The following is an 18,367-nucleotide window of genomic DNA, read 5'->3' as shown; positions in this document are numbered from 1 at the left end:
GCGATTAGAGCGTGCGCTCGACCTTGATCTGATCGAAGACCTCGATCTTGTCGCCGACCTGCACATCGTTGTAGTTCTTCACCCCGATGCCACATTCCATGCCGTTGCGCACTTCCTGGACATCGTCCTTGAAGCGGCGCAGCGATTCGAGTTCGCCTTCGTAGATCACCACATCCTCGCGCAGCACGCGGATCTTCTTGTGGCGATGCACCGTGCCCTCGACCACCATGCAGCCGGCGATGGCACCGATCTTCGGCGCACGGAAGACGTCGCGAACCTCGGCAATGCCGACGATCTCTTCTTTCCACTCCGGTGCCAGCATGCCGCTCATGGCCTGCTTGACCTCGTCGATCAGCTGGTAGATGACGCTGTAATAGCGCAGATCCAGGCCTTCACGCTCGATGATCTCACGGGCAGCGGCGTCGGCACGCACGTTGAAGCCGACCACGATGGCGTCACTGGCCAGCGCCAGGTTGGCGTCGGTACCGGTGATACCGCCCACCCCGGAAGACACCACGGCGACCTGAACCTCATCGGTGGAGAGTTCTTCCAGCGCACCCTTGATGGCTTCCAGAGAGCCTTGCACGTCGGCCTTGAGCACGATGTTGACCTTGGCGGCAACGTCCTGGCCCATCTGGCTGAACATGTTCTCCAGCTTGGCCTTCTGCTGACGCGCCAGGCGCACCTCGCGGTACTTGCCCTGACGGAAGTTGGCGACCTCGCGGGCCTTCTTCTCGTCGGCCAGCACCATGAAGTCGTCACCCGCCTCGGGTGTACCGTCGAGTCCCTGAATCTCCACCGGCATGGACGGACCGACCGCGTCGACCTGCTTGCCAAGTTCGTTGGTCAGAGCACGCACGCGGCCATAATGGAGACCGGCGAGCACGATGTCGCCCTTGCGCAGGGTACCGTTCTGGACCAGCACGGTGGCCACCGGACCGCGACCCTTGTCGAGGCGCGACTCGACCACCACGCCCTTGCCAGGCGCTTCCGGGACGGCCTTGAGCTCGAGCACCTCTGAGACCAGCAGAATGGATTCCAGAAGGTTATCGATGCCCTCGCCAGTGTGCGCTGAGACGTGCACGAACTGGGTGTCGCCGCCCCACTCCTCGGAGATCACGCCGTGCTGTGACAGCTCGTTCTTGATCCGGTCCAGGTCGATGCCAGGCTTGTCGATCTTGTTGATCGCGACCACCATGGGCACTTCCGCCGCCCGCGAGTGTTCGATGGCCTCGATGGTCTGGGGCATAACGCCGTCGTCGGCGGCCACCACCAGCACGACCACGTCGGTCGCCTTGGCACCGCGAGCACGCATGGCGGTGAACGCCGCGTGACCCGGAGTATCCAGGAAGGTCACGCCACCGTGATCATCTTCCACGTGATAGGCGCCGATGTGCTGGGTAATGCCGCCGGCTTCCCCGGTCGCCACCTTGGCCTTGCGGATATGGTCGAGCAGTGACGTCTTGCCGTGGTCGACGTGACCCATGACCGTGACGACCGGCGAGCGGGTGATCTCCTCGCCCTCGTAGGAGATGCCTTCAAGCACCTCGGTCTCCAGCGCATCATCCTTGACCAGCTTGGGCTTGTGGCCCATCTCCTCGACCACGATGGCCGCAGTGTCCTGATCAATGGTCTGATTGATGGTCACCGCAGCGCCCATGGTGAACATGGCCTTGATGACCTCATTGGCCTTGATCGACATCTTGTCGGCCAGATCGGCGACACTGATCGACTCGGGGATCGACACCTCGCGCACGATCGGCTGGGTCGGTTTCTGAAAGCCATGCTTGCCACCGCTCTGGCCACCGCCACCACGACGGCTGCCACGGCGCTCGGCACGCTTGACCTTCTTGCCACCACCCCGGCGGCGCTCGTCACGATCGCCACGCTCGTCTTCCCGATCGCTGCGCCCCTTCTTGCCGGTGCCGGCCTTGGTGGTCGCTTTCTTGACCGCAGCACGACGAACGTCACCACGACCTTCCTTGGGTGGTGCCGGGGGTTCGACGGGAGAGGGTGAGTTATCGTCCAGATCCGGGACCAGAATATCCGGTTGGGTGACCGCCTTCTCGGCCTCGAGCTTGGCGGCGGCCTCGCGAGCCGATTCCTCGGCCTCGCGTGCCCGGATTTCCTCGGCCTCGCGTGCCCGAGCTTCCTCGGCCTCGCGAGAATCGCGCTCTACCTGGGCCTGGCGTGAATCGGCCATGTCACCCACCAACTGGCGGGGGCCAGTATCCTGCTCTGGCTCGGGCGCAGGCGCCTCCTCTTCGGCACGCTTGACGTAGGTGCGCTTCTTGCGCACCTGTACCTCAATGGACTTGCCACGCTCACCGGTCTTGATGCGGCTCTTGGTCTTGCGTGTCAACGTGACGCGATTCCTGGCACCCGGACCGCCACCATGGCTCTTGGTGAGATGGTCAAGCAGTTGACGCTTATCCTCCTCGGACACCGCGTCGCCTTCCGACTTATGTTCAAGTCCGGCATCTTTCATTTGTTCGAGCAGGCGAGGCACATCTCGCCCCACCTTCGCTGCAAAATCCTTAACGGTCATTTCTGACATTACGACCCTCCTCAGCCCGTGACCTAATACTGTTCGCAATCGAATGATTCATGATTCGAATGATTCGACATCGAGCTAAATGCTCTTGAATTATTCGCCTTCGAACCACGGCGCACGGGCAGTCATGATCAGTGCCGCGGCGCGCTCCTCGTCCATCCCCTCGATGTCCAGCAGATCATCGACAGATTGTTCGGCAAGATCCTCCATGGTGACGATCTTGCGGCTGGCCAGGATGAAAGCCAGGTGACGCTCCATGCCCTCCATTTCCAGCAGGTCGTCGGCCGGCTGGGCGCCATCGAGCTCCTCCTCGGAGGCGATGGCCAGGTTCAACAATTCATCCTTGGCGCGGGCGCGCAGCTCTTCGACCGTTTCTTCGTCAAACTCTTCGATCTCTAGCATTTCTTCCACCGGCACATAGGCGACTTCCTCGATGGAGGTAAAGCCTTCCTCGACGAGCAGGCGCGCCACATCCTCGTCGACCTCCAGATGCTGGATGAAGTGTTCGACCAGGCTATCGATCTCCTGGTCGCGCTTGTCATCCGCCTCGTCTTCGGTCATGACGTTGAGACGCCAACCGGTGAGCTCGGAGGCCAGGCGAACATTCTGACCACTGCGGCCGATGGCCTGGGCCAGGTTGTCCTCGGCGACGGCAACGTCCATCGCATGGGCGTCTTCGTCGACAAGGATTGAGGCGACCTCTGCCGGTGCCATGGCATTGATCACCAGCTGGGCGGGATTATCGTCCCACAGCACGATATCCACCCGCTCGTTCTGCAACTCCGAGGAAACCGCCTGAACGCGCGAGCCACGCATGCCGACACAGGCACCGACGGGATCGATGCGCCGGTCATTGGTCTTGACGGCGATCTTCGCCCGCGAACCGGGGTCGCGCGCCGCGCCCTTGATCTCGATAAGCTGCTCGGCGATCTCCGGCACCTCGATCATGAACAGCTCGATGATCAGCTCCGGACAGGTGCGCGACAGGATCAACTGTGCGCCGCGTGCCTCGGGGTCGACCTTGACCAGCAGGGCACGTACCCGCTCATTCATCCGATAGCGTTCGCCCGGGATCATCTCGCTGCGCGGCAGGAACGCCTCGGCGTTGTCGCCCAGGTCAATGATCAGTCCGTCGCGTGTCGTCTTCTTGACGATACCGGCGACCAGCTCGCCCTCACGCTCGGCGTAAATGCGTACGACTTCGGCTCGCTCTGCCTCGCGGACCTTCTGCACGATAACCTGCTTGGCGGTCTGGGCGGCGATACGGCCGAAGGAGGCATTCTCGATGCGTTCCTCGACGACGTCACCCAAGCCTAGAGGCGGGTCGCGACGCTGGGCAAAGGAGAGCTTGATCTGGGCATCGGGGCCATCGAAGTCATCGTCCTCGATGACTTCCCAGCGGCGAAATGTCTCGTAATCGCCCGTGCTGCGGTCGATGTGTACCCTCACGCTGGCTTCCTGATTCTCGAAGCGCTTGCGTGATGCGCTGGCCAGTGCTGCCTCGACCGCCTCGAAAATCACCTCGCGGGGCACGCCCTTCTCGTTGGAGATCGCATCAACGACCGTCAGTATTTCTCTACTCATGCCTTTGCCTCGCCAGAAAACCTGTCCTTGACCACCCTGTTCATATGCCGTCCCGGGTGCTGAGCTCAACCATCGAAGCGTGGCACCAGACGCGCCTGATCGATGGTGTCGATGGGGAAGCAATACTCTTCACCGTCTAGCTGCAGCAGAACATCATCGTCCTCAACGCCGGCCAGCAATCCCTGGTATTTGCGTCGCCCATCGAAGGGAGAGCGCAACTTGATATTCACCTGGTGACCCCGATAACGCATGAAGTGATCGAGCGTAAAAAGTGGCCGGTCCATACCGGGCGATGACACCTCAAGGCGATATTCGCCATGAATGGGATCCTCGACATCGAGCACCGCACTTACCTGACGACTCACATCCGCGCAATCGTCAACCGTCACGCCATTTTCGTGCTCAATGTAAATTACTAGGCGCGTGTGCTTGCCATGGGACAGGTAATCAATACCCCACAGCTCGAGGCCCATGGAAGCCACCACGGGCTCGATCAGCGCTTGCAGTGCTGCATCCTTGATTGCCACGGAAAAAAACTCCTACAGCCGTTGCATCAGGCACCTGGCCGGGAGTGAACAGGAGAGTCAGGTGGCTGATTGACATGGTACGGATCAACACCCGTCATGCCCTGCATCGCCGGGTTGTCTGCTAACAAAAAGCCCCTTCACAGGAAGGGGCTTTTACAAGAAACCTGTCATACCACTTCCCCATTGGCGGCTACGCTAGGCTTCAATGAAACTTGAAGCACGCCTGCCAGGAAGATGGTAGCGGGGACCGGATTTGAACCGATGACCTTCGGGTTATGAGCCCGACGAGCTACCAGACTGCTCCACCCCGCATCAATCTAGGTCGAGGACTTTACGCCTGCCGGTGTATCGCGTCAAGACGTATCGTACCCTGTATTGCCTTATTGCCAATCCTGTTGCTGACAATGCGATGGACGCTTCGAGACTGGCGTTGCCTCCATCGTTGTATCTAGTGGTGCCGAAGGCGGGACTTGAACCCGCACGACCGTAAGGTCACTACCCCCTCAAGATAGCGTGTCTACCAATTCCACCACTTCGGCATCGGGGAGGCTGGATTTCGGCAAGACCTCAGTCGCTGCTTTCCTCTAGCACTGGCGCGGTATTATCCACGTCGTTGGCGTCACCGTCAAGGGTAGGCACGCCCTGCTGACGTTCGATCAGCTCAGCATCGGGAATGCCTGTCTGGGGCGCATCGCGTGCCTGGCTGGCGAACCAGGCCAAGGTCAGGGAGGTCACGAAGAATGCTACAGCAAGCACGCCGGTGAACTTCGCCAGAAAGCCGCCGCTACCACGCGAACCAAATACAGTCTGGGAGGCACCGCCACCAAAGGCGGCACCGGCTTCGGCACCCTTACCCTGCTGCAGCAGGATAAGCGCGACCAGGGCGATGGCGATCGCCACGTGGATCATGAGAATAGCAACTTGCATGGATTCAACCTGCTGACTGACAGATGGCTAGAAAATCGTCGACCTGGAGCGAAGCACCGCCCACCAGGCCGCCGTCGATGTCCGGCTGGGCAAGCAGCTCGGCGGCATTGCTGGCCTTCATGCTGCCGCCATAGAGCAACTGCATCTCCGCGGCCAGTGAAGCCGAGTAGCGACCCAGGCGCGCGCGAATGACTTCGTGTACCGCCTGCGCTTGCTCCGGCGAGGCCGTGCGTCCGGTACCGATGGCCCACACCGGCTCGTAGGCCACTACCAGGCGCTGACGCTGATCCGCTTCGAGACCGTCCAGTACCGCCTCGAGCTGACCGAGCACGACCGCCTCGGTACGCTCAGCCTCCCGCTCCTCAAGAGTCTCGCCCAGGCACAGCACCGGGACCAGGCCTGTGGCAAGCGCAGCCCTGACGCGCGACAGCACGGCGGCTTCATCCTCATGGAACAGCGCACGCCGCTCCGAATGCCCCACCAAGACATAACGCACCCCAAGCTCGGCGAGCATGCCCCCGCTTACCTCACCGGTGAAGGCCCCCGAGGGCTGGTCATTGAGGGTCTGGGCGCCCACTACCAGCGGGCCCTGCTCGAACGTCTTGACTGCCGCCTCGAGATAGGGGAAAGGCACCATGAGCGCCGCGCTGACCCCTTCCGGTAATGCTGCGCTGGTGACCTGGCGGCCGAAGCGTTCGACCAGCTCCCGAGAACCGTTCATCTTCCAGTTACCGGCGATGAATGGGGTACGCATCGTGTGTCCTCTTTCAAGGTGGTGCGAAATGGTATAGGAGTGGCCTTGTCAAGACAACCACAGACAGCGCGCCAACGCCTTACCCGTCAGCTAGCTCAGCAATGCCTCGACATCACCGGCGAGGCGGCGCGCCAGTCCATCCACGTCCAGATGAGCGCGTCCCTCGACCATGACACGAATCAGCGGCTCGGTGCCGGACGCGCGCAGCAGCACCCGACCCTGATCACCGAGTTCTGACTCCACGACGCTTACCGCTTGCTTGAGCGCGTCCTTTTCCAGCATCGCCTTGGCATCACTGCCTGGTGTCAGGCGAACGTTGACAAGCACTTGCGGCGCCTTCTCCAAGCCCGAGAGCAGGCGGCTCAGCGGTTTTGCCTCGCGCACCATGATCGCCAGCACCTGAAGTGCAGCGACGATGCCATCGCCGGTGGTCTGGACATGCCCGCAGACGATATGACCTGACGACTCCCCTCCGAGCTGCCAACCGTTCGAGGCCAGACGTTCCATGACATAGCGGTCGCCCACACGGGCGCGTTCGAAAGGCACCTGCAGGGTCTCGAAGGCTGCCGCCAGCCCAAAGTTGCTCATCAAGGTACCGACCACGCCGCCACCCAACTGGCCGCGGGAATGGCGGTCGCAGGCGATCAGGTAAAGAATATCGTCGCCATCGATCTCGCGGCCGTCGGCATCCACCATCAACACCCGATCGCCGTCGCCATCGAAGGCCACTCCAAGATCGGCCCCTTGCTGGATCACCTCGGCCCGCAATCGGGCCGGATGGGTGGAGCCCACCTCCTGATTGATATTGAAACCATCGGGAGTGGCGCCGATCAGGGTGACCTCCGCGCCCAGTTCGCGAAAGACGCTGGGCGCGATGTGATAGGTCGCGCCGTTGGCGCAGTCGATTACCATACGCAGGCCATGCAGGCTGAGCCGGTCGGGGATGGTGGACTTACAGAATTCGATGTATCGGCCCGCAGCGTCATTGACGCGCACCGCCTTGCCCAGGCGGTCAGCGGGCACGGTAGTCAGCGGTTCTTCGATCATGGCCTCGATGCGGGTCTCGACGGCATCGTCGAGCTTGACGCCCTCGGCAGAGAAGAACTTGATGCCGTTGTCGGCGAACGGGTTATGCGAAGCCGAGATGACGATGCCGGCATCGGCGCGAAAGGTCCGCGTCAAATAGGCGATACCCGGCGTGGGCATGGGGCCGAGCAGCATCACGTCGACGCCCGCCGCCGAGAGCCCGGCCTCCAGAGCCGATTCGAACATGTAGCCGGAGATGCGCGTGTCCTTGCCGATCAGCACCCGAGCGCGCCCGTTCTCCCGCGCCAGCACTCGGCCCGTGGCCCAGCCCAGCTTGAGCATGAAATCCGCCGTGATGGGTGCTTCGCCAACGGTGCCGCGTATACCGTCTGTGCCAAAATAACGTCTAGTCATGTTCAAAACCTTCCTTGAGTACCGCCCAAGTCATGTTCACTGCGTCCACCGTGGGCCCAACTTCGTGGACGCGCAGGATTCTCGCTCCCCGCTCGACGGCCAGAGCAGACAGCGCCAGGCCACCGGGGAGTCGCTCTTCGACCGGACGTGCCAGCACCTTGCCGATCATGCTCTTGCGCGACATGCCGACCAACACCGGCAAGCCGAGACGCCCGAGACGATCCATGCGGTTCAGCAGGCGCAGGTTGTGCTCAACGGTCTTGCCGAAGCCGAAGCCAGGGTCAATCAGCAGGCGCTCTCGACGCAGTCCCGCCGCCTCACAGACCGCGACACGCGCTTCGAGATAGTCGGCGACCTCCTCCTCCACGGGTCCATCATAGCGGGGCGCTTGCTGCATGTCGTGGGGCTCGCCTTGACGGTGCATCAGACAGACCGGCAACCCCGTGCCCACGGCGCTTTCCAGCGCCCCCTTGCGCTCCAGCGCGCGGACATCGTTGATCATTCCAGCGCCCAACGAGGCGCTCTCGCGCATCACCTCAGGGGAGCTGGTATCAACTGACACCAAGGCGTCGAGCTCGCGAACCAGCGCCTCGACAACCGGCGCCACCCGGTCAAGCTCCTGCTGGGGGTCGACCGAGACGGCACCGGGGCGGGTCGATTCGCCGCCCACATCAATGATCGCAGCCCCCTCGGCGAGCATCCGCTCGGCATGACGCAAGGCGTCGTCGAGGACCAAATGCTGTCCACCGTCGGAGAACGAATCGGGCGTCACATTGAGCACCCCCATGACGCGAGGGTAGGAAATATCGAGGCGATGCCGCCCACACGGCAGGTGTATCGAAGTGGTACTGGCCATCATGCTGCCTGAATCAAGAAGTGAATATAGACCAAACGTGAGAAGGCGCCCCGCGGGGCGCCTGCCTGGTACACGCTATCTGATATCTCAGCTACCGGCCGGCCCACCCAACGGGTCGGAAGGCCGGCGGCGAGGGCCGTCGTCATTCTCGTCGCCGTCGGCCTTTCCCGGCGCCTCAGGCGCGGCCTGCGAGCCGGAATCACCGGCCGAAGGCGCGCCACTGCCGGGGTCATCCCAACCCTCGGGAGGACGCGGATCACGCCCTTCCATGATGTCCTTGAGCTGGGTAGCGTCGATGGTCTCGTACTTCATCAGTGCCTCGGCCATGGCATCCAGCTTGTCACGGTTGTCCTCGAGGATCTGTTTCGCCTGGGCATAGCAGCCGTCGATGATCTTGCGCACTTCCTTGTCGAGACGGGTGGTAGTTTCCCCTGACTTGAGTTTGCCGCCCTGGCCAGGCCCACCAAGGAACTGGTGTGACTCGTCCTCGTCGTACATGATCGGGCCCATCTCATCGGAGAGCCCCCATTTGGCGACCATGTTGTGCGCAAGCTCAGTGGCACGCTTGATGTCGTTGGACGCCCCGGTGGTCACGCCGTTGGGCCCGAGGGTCATTTCCTCGGCGATACGACCCCCGAACAACGAACAGATCTGGCCGATGATCTGCCGCCGCGACAGGCTGTAACGATCTTCCTCGGGCAGGAACATGGTCACCCCCAGGGCGCGCCCACGTGGGATGATCGTTACCTTGTAGACCGGGTCGTGCTCCGGCAGTACCAAGCCGATGATGGCGTGCCCCGATTCGTGATAGGCAGTGTTGAGCTTTTCCTTTTCGGTCATGACCATGGACTTGCGCTCGGCGCCCATCATGATCTTGTCCTTGGCCAGCTCGAGCTCCTCCATGCTCACCAGTCGCTTGTTGCGACGCGCGGCAAACAGGGCGCTCTCGTTAACCAAATTGGCCAGATCGGCACCCGAAAACCCCGGGGTTCCGCGGGCAATCAGCGAGGGCTTGACGTCATCGGCCAACGGCACCTTGCGCAGGTGCACATTGAGGATATGCTCACGGCCACGGATATCGGGCAGGCCGACTACTACCTGACGGTCGAAACGCCCAGGGCGCATCAACGCCGGGTCAAGTACGTCGGGACGGTTAGTGGCGGCGATAACGATGACGCCTTCATTAGCCTCGAAGCCATCCATCTCTACGAGCAGCTGGTTCAGCGTTTGCTCGCGCTCATCGTTACCACCCCCCATGCCGGCGCCACGCGAACGGCCCACCGCATCGATCTCATCGATGAAGATGATGCAGGGTGCCTGCTTCTTGGCCTGCTCGAACATGTCGCGCACACGCGAGGCACCGACACCGACGAACATCTCGACGAAATCGGAGCCCGAGATCGAGAAGAAGGGTACCTTGGCCTCGCCGGCGATGGACTTGGCCAGCAGCGTCTTGCCGGTGCCGGGCGGCCCCACCATCAACACACCACGAGGGATAGTACCGCCGAGGCGCTGGAACTTGGTCGGGTCACGCAGGAAATCGACCAGCTCTTCGACTTCTTCCTTGGCCTCGTCACAGCCGGCCACGTCGGCGAAGGTCGTCTTGATCTGATCCTGTGAGAGCAGCTTTGCCTTGGACTTGCCGAAACTCATCGGCCCGCCCTTGCCGGCCCCACCGCCCTGCATCTGGCGCATGAAGAACATGAAGATGCCGAGAATAAGCAGGATCGGGAAGCTGGCAATCAGCAACCGTGTCCATAAGCTCTGTTGCTCGGGCTCCTTGCCAACGACGGTCACGTCATTGGCGAGCAGGTCGTCCATGAGCTTGGGATCGTCCGCCGCAGGGCGGATCGTCTGGAACTGCGAGCCATCCGTGCGTTCACCACTGATAGTGTAGCCATCGATGGTGACACTGCGGACCTGCTGGTTCTGTACCTGCTCGACGAACTGGGAGTAGTTCATCGTCTGCGGTGCAGTGTCGACACTGAAGTTGTTGAACACCGTCAGCAGGACCGCCGCGATGACCAACCACAGAATCAAGTTCTTCGCCATGTCGTTCAAGGGACCACCCTCACTTCTGTAATCTGTCGGCCGATGTGCCTCATGGTTTCGACACTACATGAGCCGGTCGCGTTCAGCCACCGCCGACATTGGATTGAGTAGCCAGCGTTCAATGCCACTTGGAGAGTACTTCACTCTGCCATAGTCGAGACAAAAGGTTCGACAATGCCAGCCATCGTTGCTATCTATCGGCGAACTGCTCCTGCAAGAGCTTGTGGTTGGCTTTGACACTCGCCTACCCCACCCTCGCCTCTCGGCCACGAGACGTTTACGCTCAGCCGCGAAAATCTTCCGCCAGCAGATACACCTCTCTGGAGCGCGCTCTAGACGCATCGGGTTTGCGGGTCACCACCCGTGTAAAGCTACCTCGAAGCGCCTTGAAGAAGGCATCGAACCCCTCACCCTGAAAGACCTTGGTCAGAAAGCGCCCCCTTGGAGAGAGGGTCTGTTGCGCCAGATCCAGTGCCAGTTCGGCAAGGTGCATCGCCCGGGGCTGATCGATTGCGGCCATGCCACTTATATTGGGGGCCATGTCGGACATCACAAGGTCTACCGGGCGATCACCGAGAATTGTAAGGATCGCTTCCAGCGCCGCGTCTTCGGTAAAGTCCCCCTGGACGAACTCGACACCCGCGAGGGCATCCATCTCCAGGATATCCGAGGCGACGACCAGGCCGTGGTCGCCCACCTTGTCTGCTGCCACCTGACTCCACCCGCCGGGCGCAGCGCCCAGGTCGATCACCGTCATGCCAGGCCGGAAAAGCCGATCCTTTTCGTCCAGCGCGAGCAGTTTATAGCTGGCACGGCTGCGATAGCCATCCTGCCAGCGCTGCTGCACGAAACGATCGTCGAAGTGCTCCTTCAACCAGGCAGCACTGGTCTTGCTCACCGCCTTGCGATCAGCGCGCTTGTCGGCGCGACGGCCTGCGTCCTGACGAGAAGAAGGGGGTGTGGCCACGTCGTTACCTGCGAGAAGACGAAAAAGAGAACGTACGGGTGGTCGGGCAGTGGGCGAAGACAGTGAAAGGAGGACGACCAGCAGACCCGCTAGCGGCAGGGCATCGATGCATCTCGCCTTTCGTCCGACGGGGTTTCGCCTTACCATGGGCGGTTGAGCGCAACCGGGAAGACGCAAGATATCATGAGCTTGTCACAGGCACAAAAGAAAGCATTTCGCAGCATCGGGCATCATCTCGACCCCGTGGTCACGGTTTCCGAGAACGGCGCGTCCGAGGGCGTACTAGCCGAACTCGAGCGGGCGCTTAACGATCACGAGCTCATCAAGATCAAGCTTGCCCTGCCGGAGCGCGATGATCGCAGCGCCATGCTCGATGAGCTGGTCAAGACCAGTGGCGCCGAGAAGATTCAAACCATCGGCAAGATGGCACTTCTCTACCGGCGCAATCCGCAGGCCAATCCGAAGCTCTCCAACATCAAGCGGTTCGAGGAGCATCATGGGCGGCGGTAAGCTTTAAGCACTAAGAAAACACCCCCAAGGTCCTGCCTTGGGGGTGTTTTGGGTCTTGACTCACCGCTTACGGCTTGGAGCTTACAGCTGCCCGACGGGCTACAGATGCTCGACGCTGCCGACCTCGTATTCGACTTCCCCGCCCGGTGTTCTGACCACCACCACGTCGCCTTCCTCCTTGCCGATCAAGGCACGGGCAATCGGGGACGTCACCGAGATACGGCCTGATTTGATATCAGCCTCGTCCTCGCCGACGATGCGGTAGGTCACCTCGTCATCGGACTCCAGGTTGATCAGTTCTACGGTGACGCCAAAGATCACCTTCCCGGTCTTGGGCAGCTTGGTGACATCGATGACCTGGGCACTAGAAAGCTTGCCCTCGATCTCCTGGATGCGCCCCTCGATGAAGCCTTGCTGTTCGCGGGCGGCATGATATTCGGCATTTTCCTTCAAGTCGCCATGCTCGCGAGCCTCGGCGATGGCAGCGATCACCTTGGGCCGGGCCTCCCCCTTGAGATGCTCCAGCTCGTCTCGCAGACGCTTCTCGCCGGCGACGGTCATCGGGACCTTGTTCATTGCGTTGCTCCTGCATGCAGTTCCTGTAACCGCCGCACGGTAATGGCATTGCCATACTCGAGCGCCATGCAAACGGCATTGGCCCCTGCCAGCGTCGTGGCATAGGGAACCTTACGGGCGAGTGCAGTGCGGCGGATCACCGAGGAGTCGTTGATGGCCTGGCGGCCCTCGGTCGTGTTGACGATATAGGCAACCTCGTCGTTCTTGAGCAGATCGACGATATGCGGACGGCCTTCGTAAACCTTGTTGACGACCTCGACCGGCAGATCGGCCGCTTCGAGTGCCGCTACCGTGCCGCGGGTCGCGCAAAGTGTGAACCCCAATGTTAGCAGAGAACGGGCCACCTCGAGAACTCCCTCCTTGTCGGGATCGCGTACCGAGAGAAACGCCTTGCGTGCGCCTGTCAGCGGCGGAATCGCCTCACCGGCGCCCAGTTGCGCCTTGTAGAACGCCTCGGCGAAGGTCTCGCCACTGCCCATCACCTCACCGGTCGACTTCATCTCCGGTGAGAGAATCGGGTCAACACCCGGGAACTTGTTGAACGGGAACACCGCCTCCTTGACGCTGAAGAAATGCGGCACGATCTCACGTTCGAAACCCTGTTCGGCCAAGCTCTTACCGGCCATGCAGCGGGCGGCGACCTGCGCCAGCGAGGTGCCGATGCACTTGGAGACGAAGGGCACGGTGCGTGAGGCGCGCGGATTGACCTCGATGATGTAGACCTCGCCATCCTGCCAGGCGAGTTGCACATTCATCAGGCCCTTGACGCCGAGTTCCACGGCCATTTTCTTGACCTGCTCGCGCATCTCGTCCTGCACATGCGCCGGCAGGGAGTAGGGCGGCAGCGAACAGGCGGAATCGCCAGAGTGAACGCCGGCCTGCTCGATGTGCTGCATGATGCCGCCGATCACCACCTGCGCCCCGTCGCTGACCGCGTCGATGTCGATCTCGATGGCCGCATTGAGGAAATGGTCGAGCAGTACCGGCGAGTCGTTGGAGACCTTGACCGCGTGGATCATATAATTCTCGAGCTCGGAGGCGTCGTAGACGATCTCCATGGCACGGCCGCCCAAGACGTAGCTGGGGCGCACCACAAGCGGGTAGCCGATTGCCTCGGCCTTGGCGAAGGCCTCATCGAAGCTGCGCGCGGTGGCATTGGGCGGCTGCTTGAGCCCCAGCTTTTCAATCATCTGCTGGAAGCGCTCGCGGTCCTCAGCGCGATCGATAGCATCCGGCGTGGTGCCGATGATCGGCACCCCGGCGGCCTCGAGCTCGCGAGCCAGCTTGAGCGGCGTCTGGCCGCCAAACTGCACGATCACTCCAACCGGCTTCTCCTTGTCGGCGATCTCAAGCACGTCCTCCAGGGTCACCGGCTCGAAGTAGAGACGGTCGGAGATGTCGTAATCGGTGGAGACGGTTTCCGGGTTGCAGTTGACCATGATGGTTTCATAGCCGTCATCGCGCATCGCCAGCGCCGCGTGCACGCAGCAATAGTCGAACTCGATGCCCTGACCGATACGGTTAGGCCCGCCGCCCAGCACCATGATCTTCTGGCGATCTGATACCCCAGCCTCGCACTCTTCCTCGTAGGTGGAATACATGTAGGCGGTGTTTGATGCAAACTCGGCGGCACAGGTATCGACGCGCTTGTAGACCGGGCGGATGCCAAACTGCTGGCGCGTCTTGCGAAACTCTTTCTCCGCCACTCCCAGCAGGCTGGCCAGACGCGCATCGCTGAAGCCCTTGCGCTTCAAGCGATAAAGCTCCGTTGCACTGAAGTCGGACAGTGAACGCTTGGCCACTGCCTGCTCGGTGAGCACCAGGTCCTCGATCTGCACCAGGTACCAGGGATCGATATTGGTCAGCGTGAAGACCTCGTCGACGCTCATGCCAGCGCGCAGGGCATCGGCAATGAAGAAGATACGCTCGGCACCGGCAGCCTGGAGCTCGCCCTTGATGCGTGCCATCGCCTCGTCGTTGAACTCGCCGAACGTGTACTCAGGAAGCATGGGATCGAGGCCGTCGTTGCCGGTTTCCATGCTGCGCAGCGCTTTCTGCAGCGATTCCTGAAACGTGCGACCAATCGCCATGCCCTCGCCCACCGACTTCATCTGAGTGGTCAGACGGTCGTTGGCCTGGGGGAACTTCTCGAAGGTGAAGCGCGGAATCTTGGTGACGACGTAGTCGATCGACGGCTCGAACGAGGCTGGAGTGCGCCCGCCGGTGATGTCGTTTGACAGCTCATCCAGGGTGTAGCCCACCGCCAGCTTGGCGGCGATCTTGGCGATCGGAAAGCCAGTGGCCTTGGAAGCCAGGGCCGACGAGCGCGACACCCGCGGATTCATTTCAATGACGACCAACCGGCCTGTCTTGGGATCCATACCAAACTGCACGTTGGAGCCGCCGGTTTCCACACCAATCTCGCGCAGTACCGCGAGGCTGGCGTCGCGCATGATTTGATACTCTTTATCTGTCAGCGTTTGCGCCGGTGCCACGGTAATGGAGTCGCCAGTGTGCACACCCATAGGATCGAAGTTTTCAATCGCGCAGACGATGATGCAGTTGTCGTTTTTATCGCGAACAACCTCCATCTCGTACTCTTTCCACCCCAGCAGCGACTCATCGATCAGCAACTCGTGGTTGTTGGAGAGATCAAAACCGCGCGTACAGATCTCTTCAAACTCTTCTTTGTTATACGCCACGCCACCGCCGGAGCCGCCCATGGTGTAGGAGGGGCGAATAATGGCGGGAAAGCCGAGTTCCGCCTGAATCTCCCACGCCTCGTCCATGGAGTGTGCGACTTTCGCCTTCGGGCACTCAAGACCAATACGCTTCATGGCCTGATCGAACAGATCGCGGTCTTCGGCCATGTTAATCGCATCGGCATTGGCACCAATCATCTCCACCCCGTACTTTGCCAGCACGCCATGCTTTTCCAGCTCGAGCGCGCAGTTAAGCGCCGTCTGGCCGCCCATGGTCGGCAGCACCGCATCGGGGCGTTCGGCGGCAATGATCTTTTCCACCGTCTGCCAGGTGATTGGTTCAATATAGGTCGCATCGGCCATGGCCGGGTCGGTCATGATGGTCGCCGGGTTGGAGTTGACCAGGATGACTCGGTATCCCTCCTCGCGCAGCGCCTTGCAGGCCTGGGCGCCGGAGTAGTCGAATTCGCACGCCTGGCCGATGACGATCGGACCGGCGCCGATGATCAGGATGCTCTGGATGTCGGTACGCTTGGGCATGGGGCTTTCCGCAAAATAAGGGTGACGAACGACGATGGTTCTCGGGGCGACGCCTAGCGACGGGCCTTCATCATGTCGATAAAGCGATCGAACAGCGGCGCCACATCGCGCGGGCCGGGGCTCGCCTCGGGGTGTCCCTGGAAGCTGAAGGCCGGGCGGTCGGTGCGTTCGATGCCCTGCAGGGTGCCGTCGAACAGCGAACGGTGCGTGGCCCGCAGGTTGGCCGGTAAGCTCGCCTCGTCGGCGGCGAAGCCGTGGTTCTGGCTGGTGATCATCACGCGGCCGGTGTCGAGATCCTGTACCGGGTGGTTGGCGCCGTGATGGCCGTGGCTCATCTTCACCGACCTGGCCCCACTGGCCAGCGCCAGCAGCTGATGACCCAGGCAGATGCCGAATACCGGAATCTCGGTCTCGAGGATTTCCCGGATTGCCTTGATGGCATAATCGCAGGGCTCGGGGTCGCCAGGGCCGTTGGCCAGGAAAACGCCGTCGGGCTGCATCGCCAGCACTTCACTGGCCGGTGTCTGGGCCGGCACCACGGTAAGCCGGCAGCCGCGGGAGGCGAGCATGCGCAGGATATTGCGCTTGGTGCCGTAGTCGTAGGCCACTACGTGGTAGGACCGCTCGGCCTTTCCATCAGGGCCGGCCGCATCGGCATAGCCCTCGCCCAGCGCCCATTCGCCTTCGCGCCACTCATAGGGGGTCTGGCAGGACACCACCTTAGCGAGATCCATGCCCTTGAGACCCGGGAAGGCCCGTGCTGCGCCCAGGGCACGCTCGGCAGCGTCATCCCCTTCGGCGTCGATGCCGGCCAGGATCGCCCCGTTTTGGGCGCCCTTGTCACGCAGGATGCGCGTCAGGCGGCGCGTGTCGATATCGGCGATGCCCAGCACGTTCTGACTCTTGAGGTAATCGGTAAGCGATTGTTCGGAGCGAAAATTGCTGGCGGTAAGCGGCAGGTCGCGAATCACCAAGCCGGCGGCGGCGATGCCGTCGGACTCGACGTCCTCGGCATTGACGCCGGTATTGCCGATATGCGGGTAGGTCAGGGTGACGATCTGTCGGGTATAGGAGGGGTCAGTGAGGATTTCTTGGTAGCCGGTCATGGCCGTATTGAACACTACCTCACCGCTCGTTTGCCCATCGGCGCCAATGGCCGTGCCGTGAAAAATGCTGCCATCTTCCAGGGCCAGTATCGCGGGTCTGTTCAACGCAAGGTCCTCCCATGTTCATCTCGGAATGCGGCGTTGGCCGGGGCTCGACACAGCGGTGGCCCACCCGCAAAAAAGCGGGACGAACCCGATTAAGACCGGTTTCATCCCGCTTGTTGTCATTCGCTCGGAATGCCTGGGCCGAAGCAACAAGCGCTCGAGAGGGGCTTTCACCCGCGCGCCCGGCCAAAATTTTTGAAATGTTACAGGATTCGCCACCCCGCGGCTACCCTCTCAGCCACCAACATCACGTCCCGAGTAGCCATTCAGTCCCAGGCCTCTCAACTACGCCATGTCGGACAGGGCTGTCTTCCACGGCCTGCAAACCCCGGGGGCAATGACTGTCACCTCAGGTCCAGCACATCCAGCATGTCATAACGACCATTGCCCCGGTCGGCCAACCAGCGTGCGGCGCGTACCGCGCCCTTGGCAAAGGTCATGCGGCTGCTGGCCTTGTGAGTGATCTCGATGCGCTCGCCCTCGGTCGCGAACATCACGGTGTGCTCGCCGACGATATCGCCGGCACGCACGGTCGAAAAACCGATCTCGTCCGCGCGGCGCGGCCCGCACTGCCCCACCCGCTCGAAGACGCCATGCGTCTTGAGGCTGCGTCCCAATGAATCGGCCACCACCTCGCCCATCTTCAACGCCGTGCCGGAGGGCGCGTCGACCTTATGGCGATGGTGCGCCTCGATCACCTCGATGTCGTAGCCCTCGTCGCCCAGCGCCTTCGCCGCGGTTTCCAGCAGTTTCAGCGTCAGATTGACGCCGACGCTCATGTTGGGCGCAAACATCATCGGCAACCTGTCGCGGTAGCCATCGAGCTCACCGAGCTCGGCATCGCTGAGACCGGTCGTGCCGATGACGATGCGCTTGCCGTGCTCGGCGCAGAACGCCAGGTTGGCAAGGGTCACCTGCGGCATAGTGAAATCGATCAACACATCGAAGTCGTCGACGATCTCGGCCAGCGTCTCCACGGCGCCGACGCCCAGCTTGCCAAGGCCGGCCAGTTCGCCGAGGTCGGCGCCGACAAGCGAGCTGCCAGGCTCGACGACGCCGCCGGCCAGCGTCGTGCCGGCATCCTGTTCTACGGCATTGACCAGAGTGCGGCCCATGCGGCCGGCGACACCGACGATGGCGATACGAGTCATGCGGGCTCCTGTGAAG

14 protein-coding genes and 2 tRNA genes are annotated in these 18,367 nt (G+C 61.8%); 1 reads left to right on the top strand and 15 read right to left on the bottom strand.

What is annotated here, in order from left to right:
• Window positions 1–4: 4 nt before the first annotated feature.
• From infB to rlmE, 11 genes are all read right to left on the bottom strand, one after another.
• Window positions 5–2,557 carry a translation initiation factor IF-2 gene (gene infB, locus KG088_RS16335; RefSeq protein WP_213827189.1) on the bottom strand — a complete coding sequence of 851 codons (2,553 nt, stop codon included), beginning with the start codon at window positions 2,555–2,557 and terminating at the stop codon, window positions 5–7.
• Between the two features lie 90 nt (window positions 2,558–2,647).
• Entirely contained in the window at window positions 2,648–4,138 is a 1,491-nt protein-coding gene (nusA, locus tag KG088_RS16330; protein WP_213827187.1) for a transcription termination factor NusA, read from the bottom strand.
• Window positions 4,139–4,203: 65 nt separating this feature from the next.
• Complete coding sequence (rimP, locus tag KG088_RS16325; RefSeq protein WP_213827185.1) at window positions 4,204–4,665, bottom strand: ribosome maturation factor RimP; 462 nt, start codon at window positions 4,663–4,665, stop codon at window positions 4,204–4,206.
• Window positions 4,666–4,900: 235 nt separating this feature from the next.
• Window positions 4,901–4,977 (bottom strand) — tRNA-Met (locus KG088_RS16320).
• A 140-nt stretch (window positions 4,978–5,117) separates the two neighbouring features.
• A tRNA-Leu gene (locus KG088_RS16315) sits at window positions 5,118–5,204 on the bottom strand.
• Window positions 5,205–5,232: 28 nt separating this feature from the next.
• On the bottom strand, window positions 5,233–5,592 hold the full coding sequence (gene secG, locus KG088_RS16310) for a preprotein translocase subunit SecG (protein WP_213827183.1): 360 nt from the start codon (window positions 5,590–5,592) through the stop codon (window positions 5,233–5,235).
• A gap of 4 nt (window positions 5,593–5,596) precedes the next feature.
• Window positions 5,597–6,346 carry a triose-phosphate isomerase gene (tpiA, locus tag KG088_RS16305; protein WP_213827181.1) on the bottom strand — a complete coding sequence of 250 codons (750 nt, stop codon included), beginning with the start codon at window positions 6,344–6,346 and terminating at the stop codon, window positions 5,597–5,599.
• 90 nt (window positions 6,347–6,436) lie between these two features.
• Window positions 6,437–7,786, bottom strand: coding sequence for a phosphoglucosamine mutase (gene glmM / locus KG088_RS16300; protein WP_213827179.1), 1,350 nt, complete (start codon window positions 7,784–7,786; stop codon window positions 6,437–6,439).
• Window positions 7,779–8,645 carry a dihydropteroate synthase gene (folP, locus tag KG088_RS16295; protein WP_213827177.1) on the bottom strand — a complete coding sequence of 289 codons (867 nt, stop codon included), beginning with the start codon at window positions 8,643–8,645 and terminating at the stop codon, window positions 7,779–7,781. The genes glmM and folP overlap by 8 nt, the downstream gene beginning before the upstream one ends.
• Before the next feature lie 84 nt (window positions 8,646–8,729).
• Window positions 8,730–10,703: an ATP-dependent zinc metalloprotease FtsH gene (gene ftsH / locus KG088_RS16290; RefSeq protein WP_213827175.1), complete on the bottom strand. Its 1,974-nt coding sequence runs from the start codon at window positions 10,701–10,703 to the stop codon at window positions 8,730–8,732.
• 274 nt (window positions 10,704–10,977) lie between these two features.
• Window positions 10,978–11,592 (bottom strand): 23S rRNA (uridine(2552)-2'-O)-methyltransferase RlmE, encoded by a 615-nt coding sequence (gene rlmE / locus KG088_RS16285; protein ID WP_319941464.1) that lies wholly within the window; start codon window positions 11,590–11,592, stop codon window positions 10,978–10,980.
• A gap of 252 nt (window positions 11,593–11,844) precedes the next feature.
• On the opposite strand from rlmE, the gene yhbY reads away from it, so the two are divergent.
• Entirely contained in the window at window positions 11,845–12,171 is a 327-nt protein-coding gene (gene yhbY, locus KG088_RS16280) for a ribosome assembly RNA-binding protein YhbY (protein ID WP_213827171.1), read from the top strand.
• 99 nt (window positions 12,172–12,270) lie between these two features.
• Here yhbY and greA read toward each other — a convergent pair whose 3' ends face one another.
• The 4 genes from greA to dapB form a co-directional block, all read right to left on the bottom strand.
• Window positions 12,271–12,747, bottom strand: a complete 477-nt coding sequence (greA, locus tag KG088_RS16275) for a transcription elongation factor GreA (RefSeq protein ID WP_213827169.1) — start codon at window positions 12,745–12,747, stop codon at window positions 12,271–12,273.
• Window positions 12,744–15,989, bottom strand: coding sequence for a carbamoyl-phosphate synthase large subunit (carB, locus tag KG088_RS16270; RefSeq protein ID WP_213827167.1), 3,246 nt, complete (start codon window positions 15,987–15,989; stop codon window positions 12,744–12,746). Before carB ends, greA begins: the two co-directional genes overlap by 4 nt.
• A gap of 53 nt (window positions 15,990–16,042) precedes the next feature.
• Window positions 16,043–17,200, bottom strand: a complete 1,158-nt coding sequence (gene carA / locus KG088_RS16265) for a glutamine-hydrolyzing carbamoyl-phosphate synthase small subunit (protein ID WP_213827165.1) — start codon at window positions 17,198–17,200, stop codon at window positions 16,043–16,045.
• A gap of 344 nt (window positions 17,201–17,544) precedes the next feature.
• Window positions 17,545–18,351, bottom strand: a complete 807-nt coding sequence (dapB, locus tag KG088_RS16260) for a 4-hydroxy-tetrahydrodipicolinate reductase (protein ID WP_213827164.1) — start codon at window positions 18,349–18,351, stop codon at window positions 17,545–17,547.
• Window positions 18,352–18,367 lie beyond the last annotated feature (16 nt).

It is taken from the genome of Halomonas jincaotanensis (assembly GCF_018448785.1).
Classification (GTDB): domain Bacteria; phylum Pseudomonadota; class Gammaproteobacteria; order Pseudomonadales; family Halomonadaceae; genus Halomonas; species Halomonas jincaotanensis.
Note: the sequence above shows the minus strand (reverse complement) of the source record. Positions and strands in the feature narration are given on the sequence as shown.